The 18,295-nt window shown below is 69.5% G+C and carries 18 protein-coding genes and 1 pseudogene; 4 read left to right on the top strand and 15 right to left on the bottom strand.

All coding sequences use genetic code 11. From position 1 onward, the window contains the following. Positions 1–445 precede the first annotated feature (445 nt). The 7 genes from ACQEVB_RS37335 to ACQEVB_RS37305 are packed head-to-tail and all read right to left on the bottom strand — an operon-like array spanning position 446 to position 7,660. Positions 446–1,519 (bottom strand): hypothetical protein, encoded by a 1,074-nt coding sequence (locus ACQEVB_RS37335; RefSeq protein WP_432983394.1) that lies wholly within the window; start codon positions 1,517–1,519, stop codon positions 446–448. Then, on the bottom strand, positions 1,516–2,796 hold the full coding sequence (locus ACQEVB_RS37330; RefSeq protein WP_432983391.1) for an alpha/beta fold hydrolase: 1,281 nt from the start codon (positions 2,794–2,796) through the stop codon (positions 1,516–1,518). Before ACQEVB_RS37330 ends, ACQEVB_RS37335 begins: the two co-directional genes overlap by 4 nt. 44 nt (positions 2,797–2,840) lie before the next feature. Further along, positions 2,841–3,329, bottom strand: coding sequence for an HtaA domain-containing protein (locus tag ACQEVB_RS37325; RefSeq protein ID WP_432983388.1), 489 nt, complete (start codon positions 3,327–3,329; stop codon positions 2,841–2,843). Beyond that, the gene (locus ACQEVB_RS37320) at positions 3,326–4,795 is read right to left on the bottom strand and encodes an NAD-dependent succinate-semialdehyde dehydrogenase (protein WP_432983385.1); all 1,470 of its coding nucleotides are present in this window, start codon (positions 4,793–4,795) and stop codon (positions 3,326–3,328) included. Before ACQEVB_RS37320 ends, ACQEVB_RS37325 begins: the two co-directional genes overlap by 4 nt. Further along, complete coding sequence (locus tag ACQEVB_RS37315) at positions 4,792–6,084, bottom strand: NAD(P)/FAD-dependent oxidoreductase (protein WP_432983382.1); 1,293 nt, start codon at positions 6,082–6,084, stop codon at positions 4,792–4,794. Before ACQEVB_RS37315 ends, ACQEVB_RS37320 begins: the two co-directional genes overlap by 4 nt. Further along, positions 6,081–6,404, bottom strand: a complete 324-nt coding sequence (locus ACQEVB_RS37310) for a 2Fe-2S iron-sulfur cluster-binding protein (protein WP_432983379.1) — start codon at positions 6,402–6,404, stop codon at positions 6,081–6,083. The genes ACQEVB_RS37315 and ACQEVB_RS37310 overlap by 4 nt, the downstream gene beginning before the upstream one ends. Next, positions 6,401–7,660 carry a cytochrome P450 gene (locus ACQEVB_RS37305; RefSeq protein ID WP_432983376.1) on the bottom strand — a complete coding sequence of 420 codons (1,260 nt, stop codon included), beginning with the start codon at positions 7,658–7,660 and terminating at the stop codon, positions 6,401–6,403. Before ACQEVB_RS37305 ends, ACQEVB_RS37310 begins: the two co-directional genes overlap by 4 nt. 209 nt (positions 7,661–7,869) lie before the next feature. Here ACQEVB_RS37305 and ACQEVB_RS37300 point away from each other — a divergent pair, with 209 nt between their 5' ends. Together ACQEVB_RS37300 and ACQEVB_RS37295 are read left to right on the top strand one after the other, a co-directional pair. After that, complete coding sequence (locus tag ACQEVB_RS37300) at positions 7,870–8,463, top strand: TetR/AcrR family transcriptional regulator (RefSeq protein ID WP_432983373.1); 594 nt, start codon at positions 7,870–7,872, stop codon at positions 8,461–8,463. Positions 8,464–8,669: 206 nt separating this feature from the next. Further along, positions 8,670–9,173 carry an FAD-dependent oxidoreductase gene (locus ACQEVB_RS37295; protein WP_432983370.1) on the top strand — a complete coding sequence of 168 codons (504 nt, stop codon included), beginning with the start codon at positions 8,670–8,672 and terminating at the stop codon, positions 9,171–9,173. 13 nt (positions 9,174–9,186) lie between these two features. Here ACQEVB_RS37295 and ACQEVB_RS37290 read toward each other — a convergent pair whose 3' ends face one another. Beyond that, positions 9,187–10,068 (bottom strand): IS5 family transposase, encoded by an 882-nt coding sequence (locus tag ACQEVB_RS37290; RefSeq protein ID WP_432983367.1) that lies wholly within the window; start codon positions 10,066–10,068, stop codon positions 9,187–9,189. On the opposite strand from ACQEVB_RS37290, the pseudogene ACQEVB_RS37285 reads away from it, so the two are divergent. Next, positions 10,049–10,555, top strand: a pseudogene (locus ACQEVB_RS37285) (NAD(P)/FAD-dependent oxidoreductase); the annotation flags it as partial. The gene ACQEVB_RS37290 and the pseudogene ACQEVB_RS37285 overlap by 20 nt on opposite strands. 86 nt (positions 10,556–10,641) lie before the next feature. Beyond that, a complete protein-coding gene (locus tag ACQEVB_RS37280) occupies positions 10,642–10,833 on the top strand; it encodes a hypothetical protein (RefSeq protein WP_432985520.1) in 192 nt (63 codons plus the stop codon). Between the two features lie 113 nt (positions 10,834–10,946). Here the strand turns inward: ACQEVB_RS37280 and ACQEVB_RS37275 are convergent, their stop codons facing one another. From ACQEVB_RS37275 to ACQEVB_RS37245, 7 genes are all read right to left on the bottom strand, one after another. Then, on the bottom strand, positions 10,947–11,555 hold the full coding sequence (locus ACQEVB_RS37275; RefSeq protein ID WP_432983364.1) for a TetR/AcrR family transcriptional regulator: 609 nt from the start codon (positions 11,553–11,555) through the stop codon (positions 10,947–10,949). Between the two features lie 43 nt (positions 11,556–11,598). Continuing rightward, on the bottom strand, positions 11,599–13,038 hold the full coding sequence (locus ACQEVB_RS37270) for an aldehyde dehydrogenase family protein (RefSeq protein WP_432983361.1): 1,440 nt from the start codon (positions 13,036–13,038) through the stop codon (positions 11,599–11,601). A gap of 28 nt (positions 13,039–13,066) precedes the next feature. Continuing rightward, positions 13,067–13,360 carry an antibiotic biosynthesis monooxygenase gene (locus tag ACQEVB_RS37265; protein ID WP_432983358.1) on the bottom strand — a complete coding sequence of 98 codons (294 nt, stop codon included), beginning with the start codon at positions 13,358–13,360 and terminating at the stop codon, positions 13,067–13,069. Between the two features lie 21 nt (positions 13,361–13,381). Continuing rightward, entirely contained in the window at positions 13,382–14,698 is a 1,317-nt protein-coding gene (locus tag ACQEVB_RS37260) for a flavin monoamine oxidase family protein (protein ID WP_432983355.1), read from the bottom strand. 38 nt (positions 14,699–14,736) lie between these two features. Continuing rightward, positions 14,737–16,455, bottom strand: coding sequence for an APC family permease (locus tag ACQEVB_RS37255; RefSeq protein WP_432983352.1), 1,719 nt, complete (start codon positions 16,453–16,455; stop codon positions 14,737–14,739). A gap of 496 nt (positions 16,456–16,951) precedes the next feature. Further along, on the bottom strand, positions 16,952–17,281 hold the full coding sequence (locus ACQEVB_RS37250; RefSeq protein WP_432985496.1) for a helix-turn-helix domain-containing protein: 330 nt from the start codon (positions 17,279–17,281) through the stop codon (positions 16,952–16,954). 360 nt (positions 17,282–17,641) lie between these two features. After that, positions 17,642–18,277, bottom strand: coding sequence for a TetR/AcrR family transcriptional regulator (locus ACQEVB_RS37245; protein WP_432983349.1), 636 nt, complete (start codon positions 18,275–18,277; stop codon positions 17,642–17,644). Positions 18,278–18,295: the final 18 nt, after the last annotated feature.

The raw sequence follows: 18,295 nt of genomic DNA, 5'->3' as shown, positions 1-18,295 counted from the left end.
CGTCCCGCGCCACGACCGTGAACCAGGACGCCAGGGAGACCCGGTCCACTCCCGGCCAGATCCGACTGATGGTGCTGGTGACGAACGACTCGGTCGGGTAGATCCACTGCAGGATGTTGCCCCGCCCAGGGCGGACGCGTTGATCATTCCCCGGGGACGAAGCCCACGTCGATCACGCCGCGAGCCCCGGCGGTGAAGCGTGCCACGCGGCGTCGGACCTCCGCCGTGTACGGCGTGGCGAACGGGCATCCATACCAGCTCGCTGGCGGGCCGGGCTCCGATGAACCCGCACTTCGACGGCAGTTGCGCCATCCGGTTTCGCAGGTGGCAACGCGGGCACCCACCCCACGATCACGGACTCGGCCTCCCACGGCGGCCCTGGACGAGCAGGGCGAGATCACGCCATCGGGAGACCGATGCTGCGACCCGCAGAACCAGTTCCGACCTATCCGTCCAGTGACCAACTGAGATCGAGCGGCTGGGCAGCGAGCGCGTGGACGATGTAGGAGAGCTCCATGACGTGCTCGGCCGTCTTCCAGTAGAAGTCGAGCGGGCCGGGCTCGGGAGTCATGAACGACGCCGGCGCCCACGATCCGTCGTCGTTCTGGCGACGGACGAACCAGTCGCCCGACCGCACGACCCACGGCCGCAGCGCGGGGTCGCCGGTCGCAGCGTACGTCGCGGCGACACCCCAGCCGAACTTGCAGATCTGCACCGATGTCGGGTCGTCGAACTGCAGGTCCCCACCAGCTGTTGTGATGTCCAAGTACTTTCGTGCCCGGTCGAGGGCGACGGTGTCGCCGGTCTGCTCGTGCTGACCCACCAGGAAGGCCGCGGCGATTCCTGGATTGAAGTACGGCTGGTGAGGGCGGGTGTAGTCCAGCACGCGGAAGAACGCGCTCTCTGCCGGGAATTCGGTCATCACCTTGTCGTGACGGCGGCTGGTGTACAGCCGCGTGGGCAGTTCCGTCTGCTCGTCGTAGTTGGTGATGAGCCATCGAGCCACGCCGTCGGCGATGTCCCGCCTCCCCGTGACGAGAGCTGAGACGCCCACCTGGGCGGTCAGCAGGGTGTCCTGGACGGGGTCCGTGCGGTGGTCGAGCAGTTGGTAGACCCCGCCAGTGTGGGGGTCCACGTACGACGACATCGCGACCATGACAGCGCCCGCGATGTCGTAGCGGGCGAGCAGCCACGCTGCGATCGCGATCGGGGACAGGTGGTAGACCGGTGTGTGCGGTCCCGGCGGCCCGTACGGCCCGGGGCGGAACGTCCCCTTTTCGGTCAGTGCCGTTCTCTCGATCCAGCCCATCATGCGCGCTGCGGCGTCCGGCGCGCCGCCGACCACGAGGGCCCAGGGCGCGCGCCACCATGAGTTGGCGCGAGCTGCACCCATCGGTTCGCCGTCGTTCCCGATCTGCGCGACGAGCCAGTTCACCCCGAGGTCGCGGGCCCGCCGAAAATCCTCCAGCCGCTCGGCGTCACACGTCGTCGGCCAGGCGGTCGGGTCGGGCCGGGTCATCGTCCTTGCACCTTTCGCATTTCGTCTGCGACCTCGTCCAGGATGGGTGCGATGGCCGCGTTGAACCGCACCGGATCGTCTGCCATCGCGAAGTGGCTGAGCTGCGGCAGCACCGCGAATCGGGCGCCGGGGATGTTGTCGGGGATCTCCTGCGGTCCCCCCGGGATTCCGTTGACCGGGTCGAACTCGCCGACGGTCGCGTACATCGGTGTCCTGGCGGTGTCGATCAGGTGCCCGTCGACGCGCAGGTCGTGCTCGCCGCTGTAGTAGAGGTTGTCGCCCTTGTAGACGCCGGGGCCGTTGCTGGAGTAGATCCACTGGTTCTCGCGGCGCAGGGCTTCCGGTGCGATCGGTGAGCTGATCTCGTACATCAGCGAGGAGAAGTACTCACGCGGGACTCGTGGGTTGTCGAACGGGCTGTTGTCGAGGTACCCGAGCGAGTCGTTGTGGTAGGTGCCGTTGACCGAGATGGCACCCCCGATCTCGTCGCCCTGGAAGGCCAGGATGTCCGATGCCAGCTGTCCCCCGACCGAGACACCCATGATCAGGGGCCGGTCGAGCCCGAGGGCGTTCTTGAACGCCACGACCCACTTCATGAGCAGCTCCCGACCCGGCTCGTAGGCCTGCTCCCACCAGCGGGCGCCGACGACCGGCGGCAGCGAGCGGCCGTGGAACGGCAGGTCGTAGGCGATCATCCGGTACCGCTTCTGCAGCTCGGGGTCGGCGAGGAGATGACGCCACTGCCGCGAGTCTGCGCCTGCGGTGTGCTGCAGCAGCAGGGGCTCCCCCGCGCCGGCCTCCTCGTAGTACATCCGGTACTGCACCTCGTCGACCTCGAACCGCAGGTATCGGCCGACTGCGATGTCGGTCTCGGCGAACGGGTCCTCGGTCAGCGTGCCCTCCTCGGCAGGGGTGCCTTCGAGCTGACGCAGGACCCGGACGAGCCGGCGGAGCGCCTGGCCGTACCCGACCTGGTGCTCCATGAAGTCGGACTCGACCTGCAGGCCGGGGCCGGTTCCGGTGAGGAGGGCGTATCTCGCTGCCGGATCACCGGAAAGGAGTTTGGCCCATCCGTCCTCGGTGCCGATGATCCGGACGTCGAACGCATCGCCGGTGGCGGCGGCGAAGGCGACGGCGCGGCCGCCCTCGATCGTGAGATCATCGGCAGCGGATCCGCGTTGCAGGCGGATGACGACGGTCCAGTCCCGGATGGCGTAGGTGAACTCGCGATCCGCCTGCAGTGCTTCGAGGACCTTGTCGTGCTGGAAGTTGGTCATCAGAGGTGTCCTTCGGTACGTGGTGAGGGACGTTCGTCACGGCTTCAGGTCGTCACGGACGGGAGCGTGATCGTCAGGTCGTCGAAGACGTCGTCCTCGTGGTAGACGCCGCCGAAGAGCTCGGCACCCTCGGCGGTGAGCCGTACGTCGGTGCAGCGCCACGTCGTGGTGGCTGCCGCGTCGTGGGTCGGAACGGTGAACCGGACCAGCGGCACCCGGGTCGGGCCGTCGTGTTCCCCGCAGACACTGAGCTGCCCGAACCCGCCCTGGATGACGACAGCGGGGTCGGCGATGCGCACGAAGAGGAACCCGTGGTGTCCGGCGAAGCGGACGTCTCCGCGATAGTGCAGGCGCCATGTGCCGTCGGTCTTGTCGGCGCTGTCGAGGGCGAAGCTGAACGGCCCGTGGCCGGCGTCCGGCGTCATGACGACGTCCGCGCCGTCGGTCACGGAGCACCGGCCGTCCGGCATGCTCGCGATGTAGCGCAGGAAGCTGAGCTTGATCGTCCACTCGAGTGTGGGCGGCCGGTTCATCGAGCCACCAGGGTGTAGGTGGTGGCGAGGTACTCGTCGATTCCCTCGATGCCGCCCTCGCGGCCCGTGCCCGACTGCTTGACCCCGCCGAAGGGGGCGGCGGCGTTGGAGACGATTCCGGTGTTGATGCCGAGCATCCCGGTCTCCAGCCCGTCCATGAGGCGACCGACCCGGCTCATGTCCTGCGTGAAGGCGTAGGCGACCAGCCCGTACTCGGTGTCGTTGGCGAGCCGGAGCGCCTCCTGTTCGGTGTCGAACTCCGCGATGGGCAGCACCGGACCGAAGATCTCCTCGCGGCAGATGGCGCTGTCGACGGGAACCGCGGTCACGACAGTGGGCTGGTAGAACGAGCCGGTGGCCGGCAGTGCGTTGCCGCCGCGCCGCACGCAGGCCCCGCGACGCGCGGCGTCCCCGACGAGCCGTTCGATCTCGGCGACCGCCTCTGGGGTGATCAGCGGACCGATGTCGACGCCCGGTTCGGTCCCGGGGCCGACCCGCAACTGCGCGATCTCGTCGACGAGGCGATCGGTGAACGCCGCGCTGATCGACCGGTGTACGAGGAACCGGTTGGCGGCGGTGCAGGCCTGGCCCATGTTGCGGAACTTCGCGAGCATGGCGCTCGCGACAGCCACATCGAGGTCGGCGTCCTCGAAGACCAGGAACGGCGCATTGCCGCCGAGCTCCATCGATGTCCGCAGGACGTTGCGGCCGGCTCGCGCGATCAACTCACGCCCGACCCGGGTGGAACCGGTGAAGCTCAGCTTTCGGAGCCTCGGGTCGTCCAGCAGAGATCCGACGACCTCGGGGGACCGCGTCGTCGTCACGACGTTGACCACACCGTCGGGCACCCCCGCCTCCGCCAGGAGCTCGGCCAGCAGCAGCGTCGTGAGCGGGGTCTGCTCGGCCGGCTTCATCACAACGGTGCAGCCGGCGGCGAGCGCCGGGGCGATCTTGCGGGTCGCCATGGCCAAGGGGAAGTTCCAGGGGGTGACGAGCAGGCACGGACCGACTGGTCGACGGCGGATCACCATCGTCCCGGTGCCCTCGGGGTTGTCGGAGATCCGACCGGCGATGCGCGGTGCCTCCTCTCCGAACCAGCGCAGGAACTCACCGCCGTAGCCGATCTCGCCCTGCGCCTGGTCGAGGGGTTTGCCCATCTCGAACGACATCGTCATGGCGAACCGCTCACGACGGGTCATCAACAGGTCGAAGGCCCGCCGGAGGATCTCGCCCCGATCACGAGCCGCGGTGCTGGCCCAGGCCGCCGAAGCGGCGACGGCGGCATCGAGCGCTCGCCGTGCGTCATGCTCGTCGGCGTCGGCCACCGAAGCGAGGATCTCGTCGGTGGCCGGGTCAAGGACCGCGAAGCGGCCACCCGACTGTGCGGGCACGAAGGTGCCATCGATGTAGAGGTCGGTCGGTCCGGGTTCGAACGCGGGTGCCGCGCCGACAGCAAGGGTCGTCATGCCGTCATCCCGGCCAGCGTCGTGTCAAACCGTCGACGCAGGGCCTTCATGGATACGGTGGTATCCGTGGCCCCGGCCATGTCGATGGTGTCGCCGGCGTTGAGCGCGCGGCGGATGGCCACGAAGTCGCCGGGGCGATTCACGCACTCGGCAGCGATCAGGCGCTCGCCCTGGTAGTGGAGAACGGCGAACGATCCCTCGTCGACCGACCCTCGTACGACCAGTCGATCGGATCCGTGGGTGAGCCCGGCCACCTGCAGCTTGTCCGCGCCCTGGTCGGACCAGAACCACGGCACGGCACGGTAGGTCGCGGTGCCGCCGAGGAGCGTGCTGGCCGCGACCTTCGCCTGCTCGACCGCGGTGCTGACCGATTCGAAGCGGAGCCGTTCGGGGCCTTGTCCCGACATCGGTGACAGGATGCTTGCGCAGTCACCCGCGGCGACGGTCCACCGATCCGATGCAAGGCATCGATCATCGACTTCGATGCCGTCGTTCACGACGAGGCCCATCTGCTCGGCGAGCTCGGTCCGGGGACTCGCTCCAACGCCGACGACGACCAGGTCGGCTTCGAGCTCGCGCCCGTCCTCCAGCTCGACGGCAGCAACCGCACCCGCTCCGTCGTCGACGAAGGCCCTGGGCCGCGCCGCCAAGTGGACCCGCGTTCCGCTACGCCGGTGCGCCGTGAGGAAGTGCCGGCCGACCAACGCGCCGACCGATCGCGCCATGAGCTGGTCGTCGGCCAGGACGACCGTCACGTCCTTGCCGAGAAGTCGTGCACTCGCTGCGACCTCGAGACCGATGAACCCACCCCCGATGACGACCACCTGCTGCGCGGCCTGCATCCGGGTCCGCAGCGCTGTGGCGTCGTCGACGCTGCGCAACACCACGACGTTGTCGAGGTCGTGGCCGGGCAGGCGCAGATGCCTGGCCCGGGCTCCCACCGTCAAGGCGAGGCGGCGAAAGGGCAGTGCCTCGCCGTCCCTGGTCCATGCCACGCCGGATCCGTCCGGCCCTCGCTCGACCCGGTCCACCCGGCAGCCCAGCTTCAAGACGACGCCGCGGTCCTCGTAGAAGCGCTCGTTGCGCAGCTGGACCAGGTCCGGTGTCAAGCCTTCTCGCAGTGCCTTCTTCGACAGCGGTGGCCGCTGGTACGGCGCGTGCCTCTCTGCGCCTGCGAGGGTCACCGGACCGTCGTGGCCCATCTCGCGAAGGGAGGCGACGAGCTGCGCGCCCGACTGTGACGCACCCACCACCAGGATGCCGGGTCCGCCGATCGCTCCCGTGCTCATTCCTGGTACTCCGGCGTCGTGACCCGCAACGTCTCCAGTTGATCGCTTGCCTGCAGCTGGCAGGAGAGCCGCGACGTCGGCTCGCGGTCGACCGCGGTGCCCTCGAGCATCTCGTCCTCGCGATCGGTCACCGGCGGCAGCACGTCGACGACTTCCGGGTCGACGAAGACGTGGCACGTCGCGCACGAGAGCACCCCGCCGCATTCGCCGACGACACCCGGAACACCGTTGGTGGTGGCAGCACGCATGACGGACTCCCCCAGCGCGGCCTCGATCGTGGTGACCTGACCGTCGTGGGAGGTGTAGATGAAGGTCGTCACCGGGCCACTCCGTCGGCGTCGATGGTCAGGGGCGCGCGCGGGGAGAAGGTCGCCGGGACCTTGCTGAAGCCGTTGGCGCCGCCCAGCCTGGGGTACGCGACGACCTCGTCGAGGTCGATCCGCAGATCGGGAAGCGCCGTGCAGACGACTCGCAGGATGTCGGCGACCTCGACCTTGGCGAGCGGCGAGCCCAGGCAGCGGTGGTGTCCGGTGCTGAACGAGACGTGGTCCCGAGCGTTGACGCGTTCGGGGTCGAACAAGTCTGGGTCGGTGAACTTGCGCGGGTCACGGTTCGCCGCGGCCAACCACATGAACACCGATTCGCCCTTGGTCATGCGCTGCCCCATGAACTCGGTGTCGCGCACAACGGTGCGTGCCATGCCGGCCGGGGGCGGGCAGAGACGCAGTACCTCTTCGACGAAGTTCTTGCGGAACGCCTCGTCCTCGACGATGCGGTCGCGGTACTCCGGTGATCGTTCGAGGCGGATGAGCGCGTGGGCCGTCGTGGCGACAGCGGTGTCGAACCCGCCGAAGATGAGGGCGTTCATCATGCTCTCGCCCTCGTCGAGGGTCAGATCGCGCCCGTCGACGGTGCCGTGCGCGAGAGCGGAGATCAGGTCGCCGGTCGGCGTCGTCCTGCGATCGGTGAGCATGTCGCGGAACTTGCCGCGCATGCGGGCCATCTCTGCCGCCGGGTAGCCCTCGTCCGTCGGCTGCAAGACGAACGCCAGGTGCGCAGCCGTCGCGGCGTCGCGCCAGTCGTCAGCCCCGTACCCCGTCATGTAGAGGGTCGTCCGTGCGGCGGTCGGCAGGATGACGTCGTCGATCAGATTGCAGTGGCCACGGGACACGACGCCGTTGAGCGCCTCGACCAGGTGCTCCTGCACCTTGGGACGCCATTGCCGGATGGCCTTGGGCGTGAAGAACGGCACTTCGAGGCGGCGGCGCTCGGTGTGCAGCGGAGGATCGGACTCGCCGAGGTCGAGGCGGTAGGGCTGCTGAGGGATCAGCTGTCCCTTCCCGCCGTTGCCGGTGCCCTCGACGTCGTTGTAGGAGGTGAAGGTCTCCCAGTCCTCGCCGACCCTGTTGACCCCCTCCCATGTCGCGACCACCCAGAAGCCTCCCCAGGCCTCGGTCCAGGCGATCGGCTGGTCTTGCGCGAGGAAGGCCCGGGCCATCTCGACCCAGTCGTGCTTGTAGCGGAGCGAGTGGTGATCGAAGTCGATCGTCGGTCGCGTGAAGACGGTCATCGTCATCCGGCCCCTTGCTGTCAGTCATGCGCATCATGTCAGTGAGCGCGATCTCAGAGTAGGCGAGGGGCTCGACGGGCACAACCGGTTCATGTCAGTCATGCGCCTGATGTCAGTGCCGCGCCGTGGGGCGTAAGGTGGCACAGGACGCAGCACCACAGCTGCGGCGCGCCCGCCGGCCGCCGTTGCTGCGTCGGCGAGCGGAGGGGGCCCGCGTGACCAGACCGTCGTTACGGGAACGGCAGCGTCTGGAGGTCCGCGCCGAGCTGCAGCGGACCGCCATCTCCATGTTCCTGGAGCAGGGATTCGACAACGTCGCCATCACCGACATCGCCGAGCGGGTCGGCGTGGTGCAGCGGACCTTCTACCGGCATTTCGCCACGAAGGAGGACGCCGTCCTCAGCCTGCTCGACGACGTGGCCCCTGTCGTGCACGCACACGTCCGCGACCATCCGTCCGGCTTCTCGCCCGCCCAGGTCCTCGCGTCGGCGATGAAGGCTGCGAGCCGTCGGTATCAGGGCGTCAGTTCGCAGGTCGTTCTCATGATCGCGCGGACACCGAAGCTGCTCACCGCCTACTACGACCGGCAACGACGATGGGCGGAAGAGGTGGCGGTCGTGCTGGCCGAACGCCTCGCGGTCGACCCCCTCCACGACCCGCGGCCCGGCCTCTGGGCCGTGATCGCATTCGAGATCACCTCGCGTGTGACCTTCGAGAACATCGCGCGAGACGCGCAGCTGGATCCGCTCGAAGGCCTGGATGAACTGTTCGAGAAGGCCGGCGAACTCTTCACCAGCCGCCTGCCCTGACCCGCTGCGCCTCGGTCACCGGCCGTGTCAGCCAGCGGTAGAACGTGCCCGAGGCGATCGTGACGCCGTGTTGCAACAGCACGGCACAGGTGCTGCAGGTGCGCCTTCCCGCAGTGAGCCCGAGGACATGGTCGCCCTGACGATCGAGGCCGCCGCCATGGCCCGCGTCCCCCTCGCCGGCACCTCGTGGATCCCGGGGGTCACCGGTGCCTGAGGTCGTGATCATCGGTGGTCGCCTGGAGGGCTGCGCCGCGGACTGGGCGTTGACGCAGCGCGGGATCACCGACGTCACCGTCGTCGAGCGCGCCACCGTCGGATCGGGCGGCACCGGCAAGTCGTCGGGCGTCGTGCGCTGCCACTACGGCGTCTCCTCGCTCGCCGCGATGGCCACCCGGGCCCTCGACGTCTTCGAGAACGCCGAGGACGTCTTCGGCGTCGACGTCGGCTTCCACCAGACCGGCTACGTCGTCGGGGTCGGGCCGGAGAACGTCGAAGCCATGCGCGCGCCGCTGGCGAGCCAGCGCGCCGTCGGCGTCCGCACCGAGGAGATCGACGCGGCCGAGGTGCAGAAGCTGTGGCCGGTGGCCGACCTGGAGCCGTTCGGCGCCTTCGCCTGGGAGGAGCGCGGCGGCGACGGCGACGCGTACCGGACGGCGCAGGCGTTCGCCGCCGCCGCCCGCCGCGCCGGTGCGCGCCTGAGAGAGTGTTGACGAACCTCAGCGATTAGTTGGCGAGGTCGTCTGCTAGCCGGCGAGCGGCTTCGGTCTCGATCGGCCCGGTCGGTTCGATGTCTTCACCGGCCAACCGGGCAGCCATCAAGCGGATCATCGCGACCTGGATCATCGCTTCCGCATGAGCGATCTTGCGTTCGTAGTCTCGCGCCAACCGTCTGCACCTCGTCAACCAGCCGAAAGTCCGCTCCACCACCCACCGGTGAGGCAGTACCTGAAAGCCTTCCACCTCGACGTTGCGCGGCACCGCGACCACCTCGATGCCCTCCTGACGCGCCGCCCACCCGACCAGCCCGGCGTCCACGGAGTTGATGTAGCCGCCATCAACCCACACCAGCCCCAGCAGCGGGAACCGGGCTCGGGCACCGGTCAGGACCCGCCGGGCCCCGGCACGGTCTTGCACCGACGCCGAGTGCACGATCCCGACCAGCATCAACCCGAGCACATCAACCAACAGATGCCGCTTGCGGCCGCGCACCCGCTCACCGGCGTCGTAGCCGATCTGCTCGCCACCCTCGCTGGACTTGACCGACTGCGAGTCCAGCACCGCCGCCGACGGTTGCGGATCACGCCCGTCGCCGGCACGGACCCGATCGCGCAAGACCTCATGAACACGGGCCCAGGTTCCATCGGCGGTGCGGTCAGCGAACCACCGGTAGGCAGTGCTCCACGCCGCAAGATCGTGCGGCACCATCCGCCAGGCACAACCACTGACCAGCACATACAACACAGTGTCGATCAGCAACCGACGCGAGATCACCGGCGGGCGCCCACCCAGAGCCGCCGCCGTGCGCGGGAGCAACGGCTCGATCTGGACCCACTGGGCATCAGTCAGCGACGAGTCATAGGCAGGCTTGCACACGCAGACGCACACCCAACCGGATGATCGACGATCAAGATCGACTACCACCCGCGACACACCCTCTCACCACCGGGTTCATCAACGCTCTCTGAGGCAGGGCACGGCGGCCACCGACATCGTCGTCGAGCGCGGGCGCGCGACCGGGGTCCGGCTCGCGGACGGCGGCGCGATCCGCACGGACACGGTCGTCGTCGCCGCAGGCCCGTGGTCGGTGCCGCTGCTCGCCCCGTACGGCATCGAGCTGCCCATCACGGTGCACCGGGAGCAGATCGTGCTCATCGATCCCGGCATGGACCTCGGGCCCGTGCCGGTATTCTCCGATCAGGTGTCGCTGCAGTACGTCAGGCCGGAGAGCGGGGGTGAGATCCTCTTCGGCAACTCCGACCTCGCCGTGCTCGAGCCCGCCGATCCGGACGACTACGCGAACCGCGCCACCGCGGCGTTCATCGAGCTCACCGTCGAGAAGGTCGGCACCCGCTTCCCCGGCCTCGACGAGGCGTCGATCGAGTCCACCTACGCCGGCTGCTACGACGTCACACCCGACTTCACCCGATCATCTCGGCGACCACCGTCGACGGCCTGGTCGTGGCGGCCGGGTTCAGCGGGCACGGGTTCAAGACCTCGCCGTCGGTCGGGGGGCTCGTCGCCGACCTGGTCCTCGATGGCCACAGCAGCATCCCCGAGATCCCGGAGGCCGACTTCCGGCTCTCCCGGTTCGCCGAGAGCGACCTGCTGCGCAGCCCGCACCCCTACGTCGGAGCCGGTGAGATGCGGTGACGCTTCCTGGCTCTGCGGTCCCGCCGGTGGCTCGCGCTGCGCGGCGCTGTGGTGGCGGGCGCGGGTGATGGTGGAATCGACCGAGACGTCCCAGCTGATCAGGTCCGGCGGCTCTAGTCGTCGCCGGACGACTGCCGTGCGCGGTCGCGCATCGTCGCGAGGATCTGACGCAGCTGCTCGAGTGCGCTGTCGGTCGGGACGTCGTTGACGGCGCAGATCTGCTGGAAGACGAGTCCGTCGAGAGCAGCGAAGACCAGGTGGGTCAGCGCGTCGCCATCGAGACCGGCCGCCGCCAGCTCGGCACGCAGCGTCGAACGGTAGGCGTCGTAGAGCTCCCGCACGAGCGGACGCATCGTGGGATTGCGGCGTGATTCCAGGATCAGCTCGTACTGGAAGGCCTGTGTGTCCGGCTCCGATTCGACCAGGTTGGTGAGACCGGTGAAGAGGCTCTCGATGCGCCCTGATCCGGGTGCATCACTGAGCCCGGGCACGCTCCGGTCGAGCGAGTAGTGCAGGGCCTCCGCCAGGAGCGCCTCGCGCGTTCCGAAGTGATAGGTCACCAGGCCGTGCGTGACGCCGGCTTCCTCGGCCACGGCTCGGTAGGTCAGGTGACGCAGGCCGCGCTTCGCGACCACGCGGATCGCGGCCGCCAGCAGCGCCTCACGACCGGTGCCGTACGCCCGAGTCGGGGAGCTCTGCGCAGCAGATTCCTCGATCGTCAACCCCTCCGCCCTTCGACCTCACCAGGGTACGGCCCGGGGTCGATCAGGCCAGATTGGTCCAGATGCTCTTGACCTCGGTGAAGGCCTCGATCGCTTCCCAGCCCATCTCCCTGCCGAGACCGGAGGCCTTCATCCCGCCCCATGCCGCGGCCGCGTCGAGGAAGGGTGGCATGTTGATGTAGACGGTGCCGGCCCTCACCTGCTGCGCCAGCCGGTTGGCGACCCGCACGTCGCGGCTCCAGATCACCGCGGCGAGGCCGTAGTCGGTGTCGTTGGCCAACTCGACGAGCTGGTCCGGATCGTCGTAGGGCAGGACGGACAGCACGGGACCGAAGATCTCCTCCCGCGCGATCCGCATGTCCTGGGTGACCCCGCCGAACACGGTCGGCCGATAGAAGTTGCCCCGCGCGAGCTCCCCGTCACCGCGTGTGCCACCGGTCAGCAGCTGCGCGCCCTCGGCCTTCCCGATCCGGACGTAGGCGTCGACGCGATCGACCTGCTCAGGGGTGACGAGCGGGCCGAGCTGCGTTGCCGCGTCCAGACCGTTGCCGATCGTCATCGACCGGGCTGCTGCGGCCAGCTTCTCCGAGAACTCGTCGGCGCGACGGGCGTCGACGTAGAAGCGGGTGTAGGCGGCGCAGACCTGACCGGAGTTCAGCAGTCCGCCCATCAGGTTGCCCGCGACCGCCGCATCGATGTCGGCGTCCGCGGCGATGATGCTCGGTGCCTTGCCGCCCAGCTCGAGTGACACCTTCTTCAACGCCCGGCCGGCCTCGGCGGCGATCTCGCGGCCGACCTCCGTCGAGCCGGTGAAGGAGATCTTCGCGACTGCGGGGTGGGCCACCAGCGCCCTTCCGACCTCGGGTCCGCCGGTGACGACGTTGACCACCCCGGCAGGCACGCCGGCCTGCTCGATGAGCTCGGCGAGGCGCAGCGTCGACAGCGGCGTCTGCTCAGCGGGCTTGATCACGACCGTGTTGCCGGTCGCGAGCGCGGGAGCGATCTTCCAGACCGCGATCATCAACGGGAAGTTCCAGGGCGTGATCAGGCCGCAGACCCCGACCGGTTCGCGTCGGGTGCGGTAGTCGACGTCCGGCGCCGAAAGCGGTGCCGTGATGCCGGTGATCTTCGTTGCCCAGCCGGCGTAGTACCGGAAGTGCTCGACGGCGTTGGGGATCGAGATCCCGCTGCTGATGCCGAAGGGCTGGCCCTGGTCGATGGTCTCCAGCCGGGCGAGCTCCGCCGCGTTCTCCTCGATCAGGTCTGCGACCCGCAGCAGCAGCCTCGCACGCGACGCGGGCGCCAGCCCGGCCCACTCCGCACTCTCGAACGCCGCGACCGCGGCGCCCACCGCGGCGTCGACGTCTGCTGCGGAGCCCTCGGGCACCTCGGCGAGGATCTCCCCGGTTGCGGGGTTGCGTGTGGCGAACGTTCCGCCAGACCCCGGTGTCCACTTGCCGCCGATCAACATCTCAGTACGCATGAACGGTCTCCAACTCGTCACGGGTTGTTCAGGCCGTCGGTGTGCTGCCGACCTCGATGTTGACGATCTCCGCGAGTCCCGCGTAGGCCATGAAGCCCGGGATGTTCTCGGCTTGGGCGTTGGCCGTGTCGGCGTCCTCCTTCGTGGCGTAGATCCAGACGTCGATCCATTCGTGGTCGCCGACACGGGCGTGGAGCGGGGCCCCGACGAAACCGGGGATCCGTTCGGCGATGGCGGAGATCGCGCCGTCCCGGTTGGCGAGGAACTCGTCCTCGCGGCCCGGCTGGACGCGGAGGCGAACGAACTCGGTGAAGTGCGCCATGGGACTTCCTTCCTCAGATGATCAGGAGTTGAGTGCGGCGTCGACGGCGCGGGCGACGTCGAGGCCGCTCTCGATGGCGCCGTCGATGAATCCCATCCAGCCGCGCGCGTAGTCGGAGCCGGCCAGGAAGAAGCGCCCTTCCGGGCGACGCAGCTCGGCGAGGGCACCGGTGAGCTGGCCGGCACGCTGCATGGGCCAGGTCTCGCGGGTGTAGGGGTCCGCGACCCAGTCGTGGTGGGCGACGTCGACGACGTCGATGTCGGGGATCCAGGCGCGCAGGACCTCCTGGACAGCCTCGCGATCGGCGAAGTCGACGGCGGTGGAGTCCGCGCCGAGAGCGACGACGAGGCTGTCCCCGTCGACGGTGTACTCGAGCTGGGCGAGTTGCAGCGGATGACCGGCCGGCGCGAGGGCGGCGAACGGCGGCACGATCCCGCGGACCCGCGCCCACACCTTCACGCCCTGAGAGGTCTGGCCCTCCCGCGCGGCGGCCTGCTTGCCCTCCGCCAGCGCTGGGCTCACGGTGATGGAGCCGAGCGCGTTGAGCGGCAGCGTGACGACGACGGCGGATCCGGCGACCGTGCTGCCGTCTGCGAGTCGCACCCGCACCCCCGCCGGGTCGTGGTCGATCGCGGTGACCTCGGCACCCAGCCGCAGGTCCGCGTCGCTGTCGTCGAGGATCGCCTGCAGCAGCGAGGCGGTGCCGTTCTTGAGGCGGTAGGTCGCGCAGGCCTCGAACATCAGCAGCCAGTCGCCGCCGCACAGTGCGTGCCAGCGCAGGGCCTGCAGGTAGCCGCCGACGTTGGTCGGACCGCTGAGGCTGAGGGTCCAGAACGCGTCGAGCAGCTCTCGCTGGTCGTCGGAGAGGTCGAGCTGGGCGATCTTGTCCGCGACGGTGAGCTTGTCGGCGGCGAGCAACGCGGCCTCGGCGGCGGACCCGGCCTCGACCTCGTACGGTGCGTACGGGTGGGGGATCAACCGGAGGCTGTCCTCGCCGAGGGCCCGTGCGCCGGTGTCGAGCAGGTCCAGCATCTCGTCCGCGGTGCCCTCGTGCCGACACCCCCCGACGATCCAGTAGCCCTTTTCCGGTGCCGGGCTCTGGGTGAGCTCCGCACCGTAGCGGGTGACCTCGGCCCAGACGTGCGGCTGGAACCAGTGGACCCAGGTTCCGCCCAGCTCGAGCTTCCGGCCGAGCTTCTCGGTGTAGTAGGTGCGACCACCGATGCGGTCCCGCGCCTCCAGGAGCACGACCTGCCGGCCGCGGCGGGTGAGCTCGCGAGCCGCGGTGACGCCGGCGAATCCGGCACCTACCACAATCACCGGTTGGGAGTTGCTCATCAGACCTCCGTTGGTTCCGGTCGCGTTCGCGAGCGTGGTCAGCTCTGATCGGTGCGGCGAGAGGTGCCGGCCGGCGGGACCGGAGCCATCCGGTCGTCGGAAGGTGCCGGGTTCGCGGGGACATCGGGGATGTCCTCGCCGGGGCGCCAGCGGCGCCGACGGCGTCGGGTGGCGAGGTCGAGAGCCACACCGATGGCGAAGACGACCGGAACAGTGAGCATCAGCCACACCGCGACGTCGGCCTGGCCGCCGATCAGGCTGGTGAAGTTGGCGACGACGAGCAGGCCCGTTCCGAAGGTGAGCAGCGCCGCGACCGCAGGAGCGACGAGCGTGCGCCACGTACCCGCGTCGCTCGCGGGGGTGCGGCGGAAGAACACCACGACCGACACCGAGGTCAGGACGTACAGCAGCATCAGAGCAAGCACCGAAACGCCGCTGAGCCACGAGAACAGCGTCAGGACCGGATCGAGCCCGAGCACGGCGAACGGCAGGACCAGCACCAGGGCCACGGCGGTCTGCACGAGGCCCGCGGTGACCGGTGCGCCGCGTCGGTTCACCCGGGTCAGCGCAAGCGGCAGGGAGCCGTGGTGGCCCAGCGAGTAGAGGTAGCGGTTGATCGCGTTGTGGAACGCGAGGATCCCGGCGAGCAGTGACGACGCGAGCAGGAACCCCACGACATCGCCCGTCCAGGAACCGAGGACGTCCCCCACTGCTGCAGTCAGGAAGGATGTCGAGTCGCCGGACTGCAGCGCGACACCGGCTGCGCCCGGCGCGTTCGTCGGTCCGTAGTAGGCCACCAGCATCCACGTCACGAACGCGAAGAAGACCGCGATCAGGATGACGGACAAGAAGGTGGCGCGCGGAACCGTCCGCTTGGGGTCCTTCGCCTCCTCCGCGTAGATCGCGGTCGACTCGAAGCCGAACATCGACGCCACGGCGAACATGACCGCCACTCCCGGCGCACCGCTGAAGACGGACCCGGGAGAGAAGGCGGCGGCGGGAGCGAGGCCCTCGGGGCCGCCTCCGCGGAAGAGCACGCCGAACGCGAAGGCGATCAGGATCGACATCTCGAGGCCGACCAGCACGGCGAGGACGCGGGCGCCGGTGTCGATGCCGAGCGCCGCGACGACCTGCACCACCGCCATGGTGACCACGGCGCACGCCCACCACGGGATGCTGACCTGGCCGTAGGTGGCGAGCAGCCCGCTGACGACGGCGCCGTAGAGGCCGTACATGCAGGCCTGCACCGCCGAGTAGGACCACAGCGCCGTCAGTGCGGACCCGGTGGCGGCGGGGCGGCCCAGCCCGCGGCCGACGTAGGCGTAGAAGGCGCCCGCGTCCGTCACGTAGCCGCTCATCGCGATGAACCCGATCGCGAAAACGATGATCATCAGGCCGACCAGCAGGTAGGCGCCCGGTGCCCCGGCGCCGTTGCCCATCGCGACGGTCAGTGGCGACGCGCCGGCGATGCCGGTCAGCGGCGCCTGCGCGGACAGGACGAAGAAGAGGATGCCCAGCACGCCGACGGCGTTCGGGCGGAGGCGGGACGAGGTGTCGCCGGTCGTGCTGTGGCCGCCGGCGACATCGAACGGGTTGGCCATCGGGTGCTCCAGCTCGCGTGGAAGTGCACGGAGGAGTGCCTGCGCCTCGGTCGTTCCGGCGCCGTCGCGGCAGCGGGTCGCCGACGACCCCGAAAGAATTACCCAAGTGGATAGCCTTGTCAATTGCCAAGTTTCGGGATCGAACACGACCGCCACGCCGACCCACCCGTGCCATGGCCCTCGGTGGGGGCCGTCGTGGCGACCTGGAATCGTTCCGCGGCGCGCCGCAACGCCCACCATCGGCAACCACGCAGTCGGCCATTCGCGGACTCTGCAGCGTTACGGTCGAACGCGACGAGGATCTCGCAGCCGCCGGCTTCGGTGATGCCCGCCAGCAGGGCTCTTGTACGATCGCGTGCTCGATGCGTCGGCGGTGACGGCGGCGTGGTCATCATCGTCCTCCCGGGGATGGCTTCCGTCGCGGTTCGATCCGAAAGCCGGCGCGGGCGAGTACCGGCGCGGAGATCTGGACGGCCGAGGCCGAACATGGATCGCGCGGCCAACGGCCTTCTCGTCCGCAGCGGACCGATGCTTGACCGTCCCGGCACTGTCGCCCACAGGCGCAGGGGTCGAACCTGCGCACGCGATGTCGGCGAGGGTCGTCGTTTCCTCGACAAGGGTCCGGGCACGTCCCCGGAACGAGCCGCCCCGGCTACGCCGAGCTCGGCGGCGGCGCGCCTGCCGAGGACAGAACGCCGGTTCGGTACTCCCGTGGCTCCTGTCCGTCGGTCGCCTCGAACAGCCGGGAGAAGTGCGCGGGGTCCGGAAAGCCCCAGTGGCGGGCCACCGCGCGGATCGGGCTACCGCACAGTTCCGGGCGGCCCAGGTCCACCCGACAGCGCTCGAGGCGCCGGTTCCTCATCCACCGCGCGACGCTCTCACCATCGCGTTCGAACAGCGTGCGCAGGTATCGCGGCGAGATGTGGTGTGCGGTGGCGACGGTGGCCGGGACGAGATCCGGGTTGGCCGGCTCCGCGTCGATCTAGTTCTAGATCCGCTGCAGCAGCATGGCCCGTCGGGACCGTTCGCCGGGCCCGCCCCGATGGCCAGCTCGTCGACGAGGGCGGCGGCGAGCATGTCGAGCACGGAGTCACCCAGGCGCTGAGCGGCCGGAGCTGCCATCGGGGTCGAGCCGTGCGACCAGGCCCGACAAGAACGGGCCCATCAGCGCCCCGGGACCGTTGTCGCCCGCGATACGGTGGCCGGCCAGCAACCGCACCGACGACTCGGGCACCCGATCAAGGTCGCACGGCCAGCAGCGGTACGAACGTGCGCGAGACGGCTTCGCGGTAGGCCTCGAAGTGCATGTTCGAGGCCCCCCGGGCACCGTCGACCGCTGTGCTCATGGCCTCCCCAGCGCGCGTCGGGTCCGCGGTGGATCCGCGTCGTCGGGGTCGCCGAGCAGGCCGCGCACGAGGTCTGCGAAGGCCTGCAGCAGTTCGTCGCTGCGCTCGGGACGGCGAGCGACCTCGGTGAGTGCTGCCCGACTCGCACCGACCAGGAGGCGGGCGAGGGCGTCGGGGTCCGCGGTGCTGCTGAGCTCGCCGGCGGCGCGGCAGCGCCCGAGCTCGGCGGAGATCAGTTGCTGGAAGCTCCCTGAAGCGTGTCCTCGCACCGGATCCAGCGTGACTTCGAGCGCTGGATCGTCGATGGAGTAGAAGCGCCCGACGAGCGGGCGCGCCCCGATCTCCAGCAGCGCCTTGGCGAGAGCGGTCACCCGGTCGACGAGTCCCTCGCTCGAACCCCACAGCGCCAGCGCGCGGTCGATGAGCTCGGTGTTGATCTCGTCGTAGAGCTGGCGGAACAGTTCCTCGCGACCGTTCGGGAAGTAGCTGTACACCGTCACCTTCGACGCGCCGGCCCGTGCCGCGATCGCCTCCACCGTGGCCGAACCGAAGCCCTGCTCGGTGAAGATCTCCAGAGCCGCGTCCAGCAGCGACTGTCGAGTGCGCAGCTTGTTGCGCTCGCGCAGCGACATCGGTGCACGTCCCCGATC

Source organism: Pseudonocardia sp. CA-107938 (assembly GCF_050936315.1).
GTDB lineage: Bacteria > Actinomycetota > Actinomycetes > Mycobacteriales > Pseudonocardiaceae > Pseudonocardia.
Note: the sequence above shows the minus strand (reverse complement) of the source record. Positions and strands in the feature narration are given on the sequence as shown.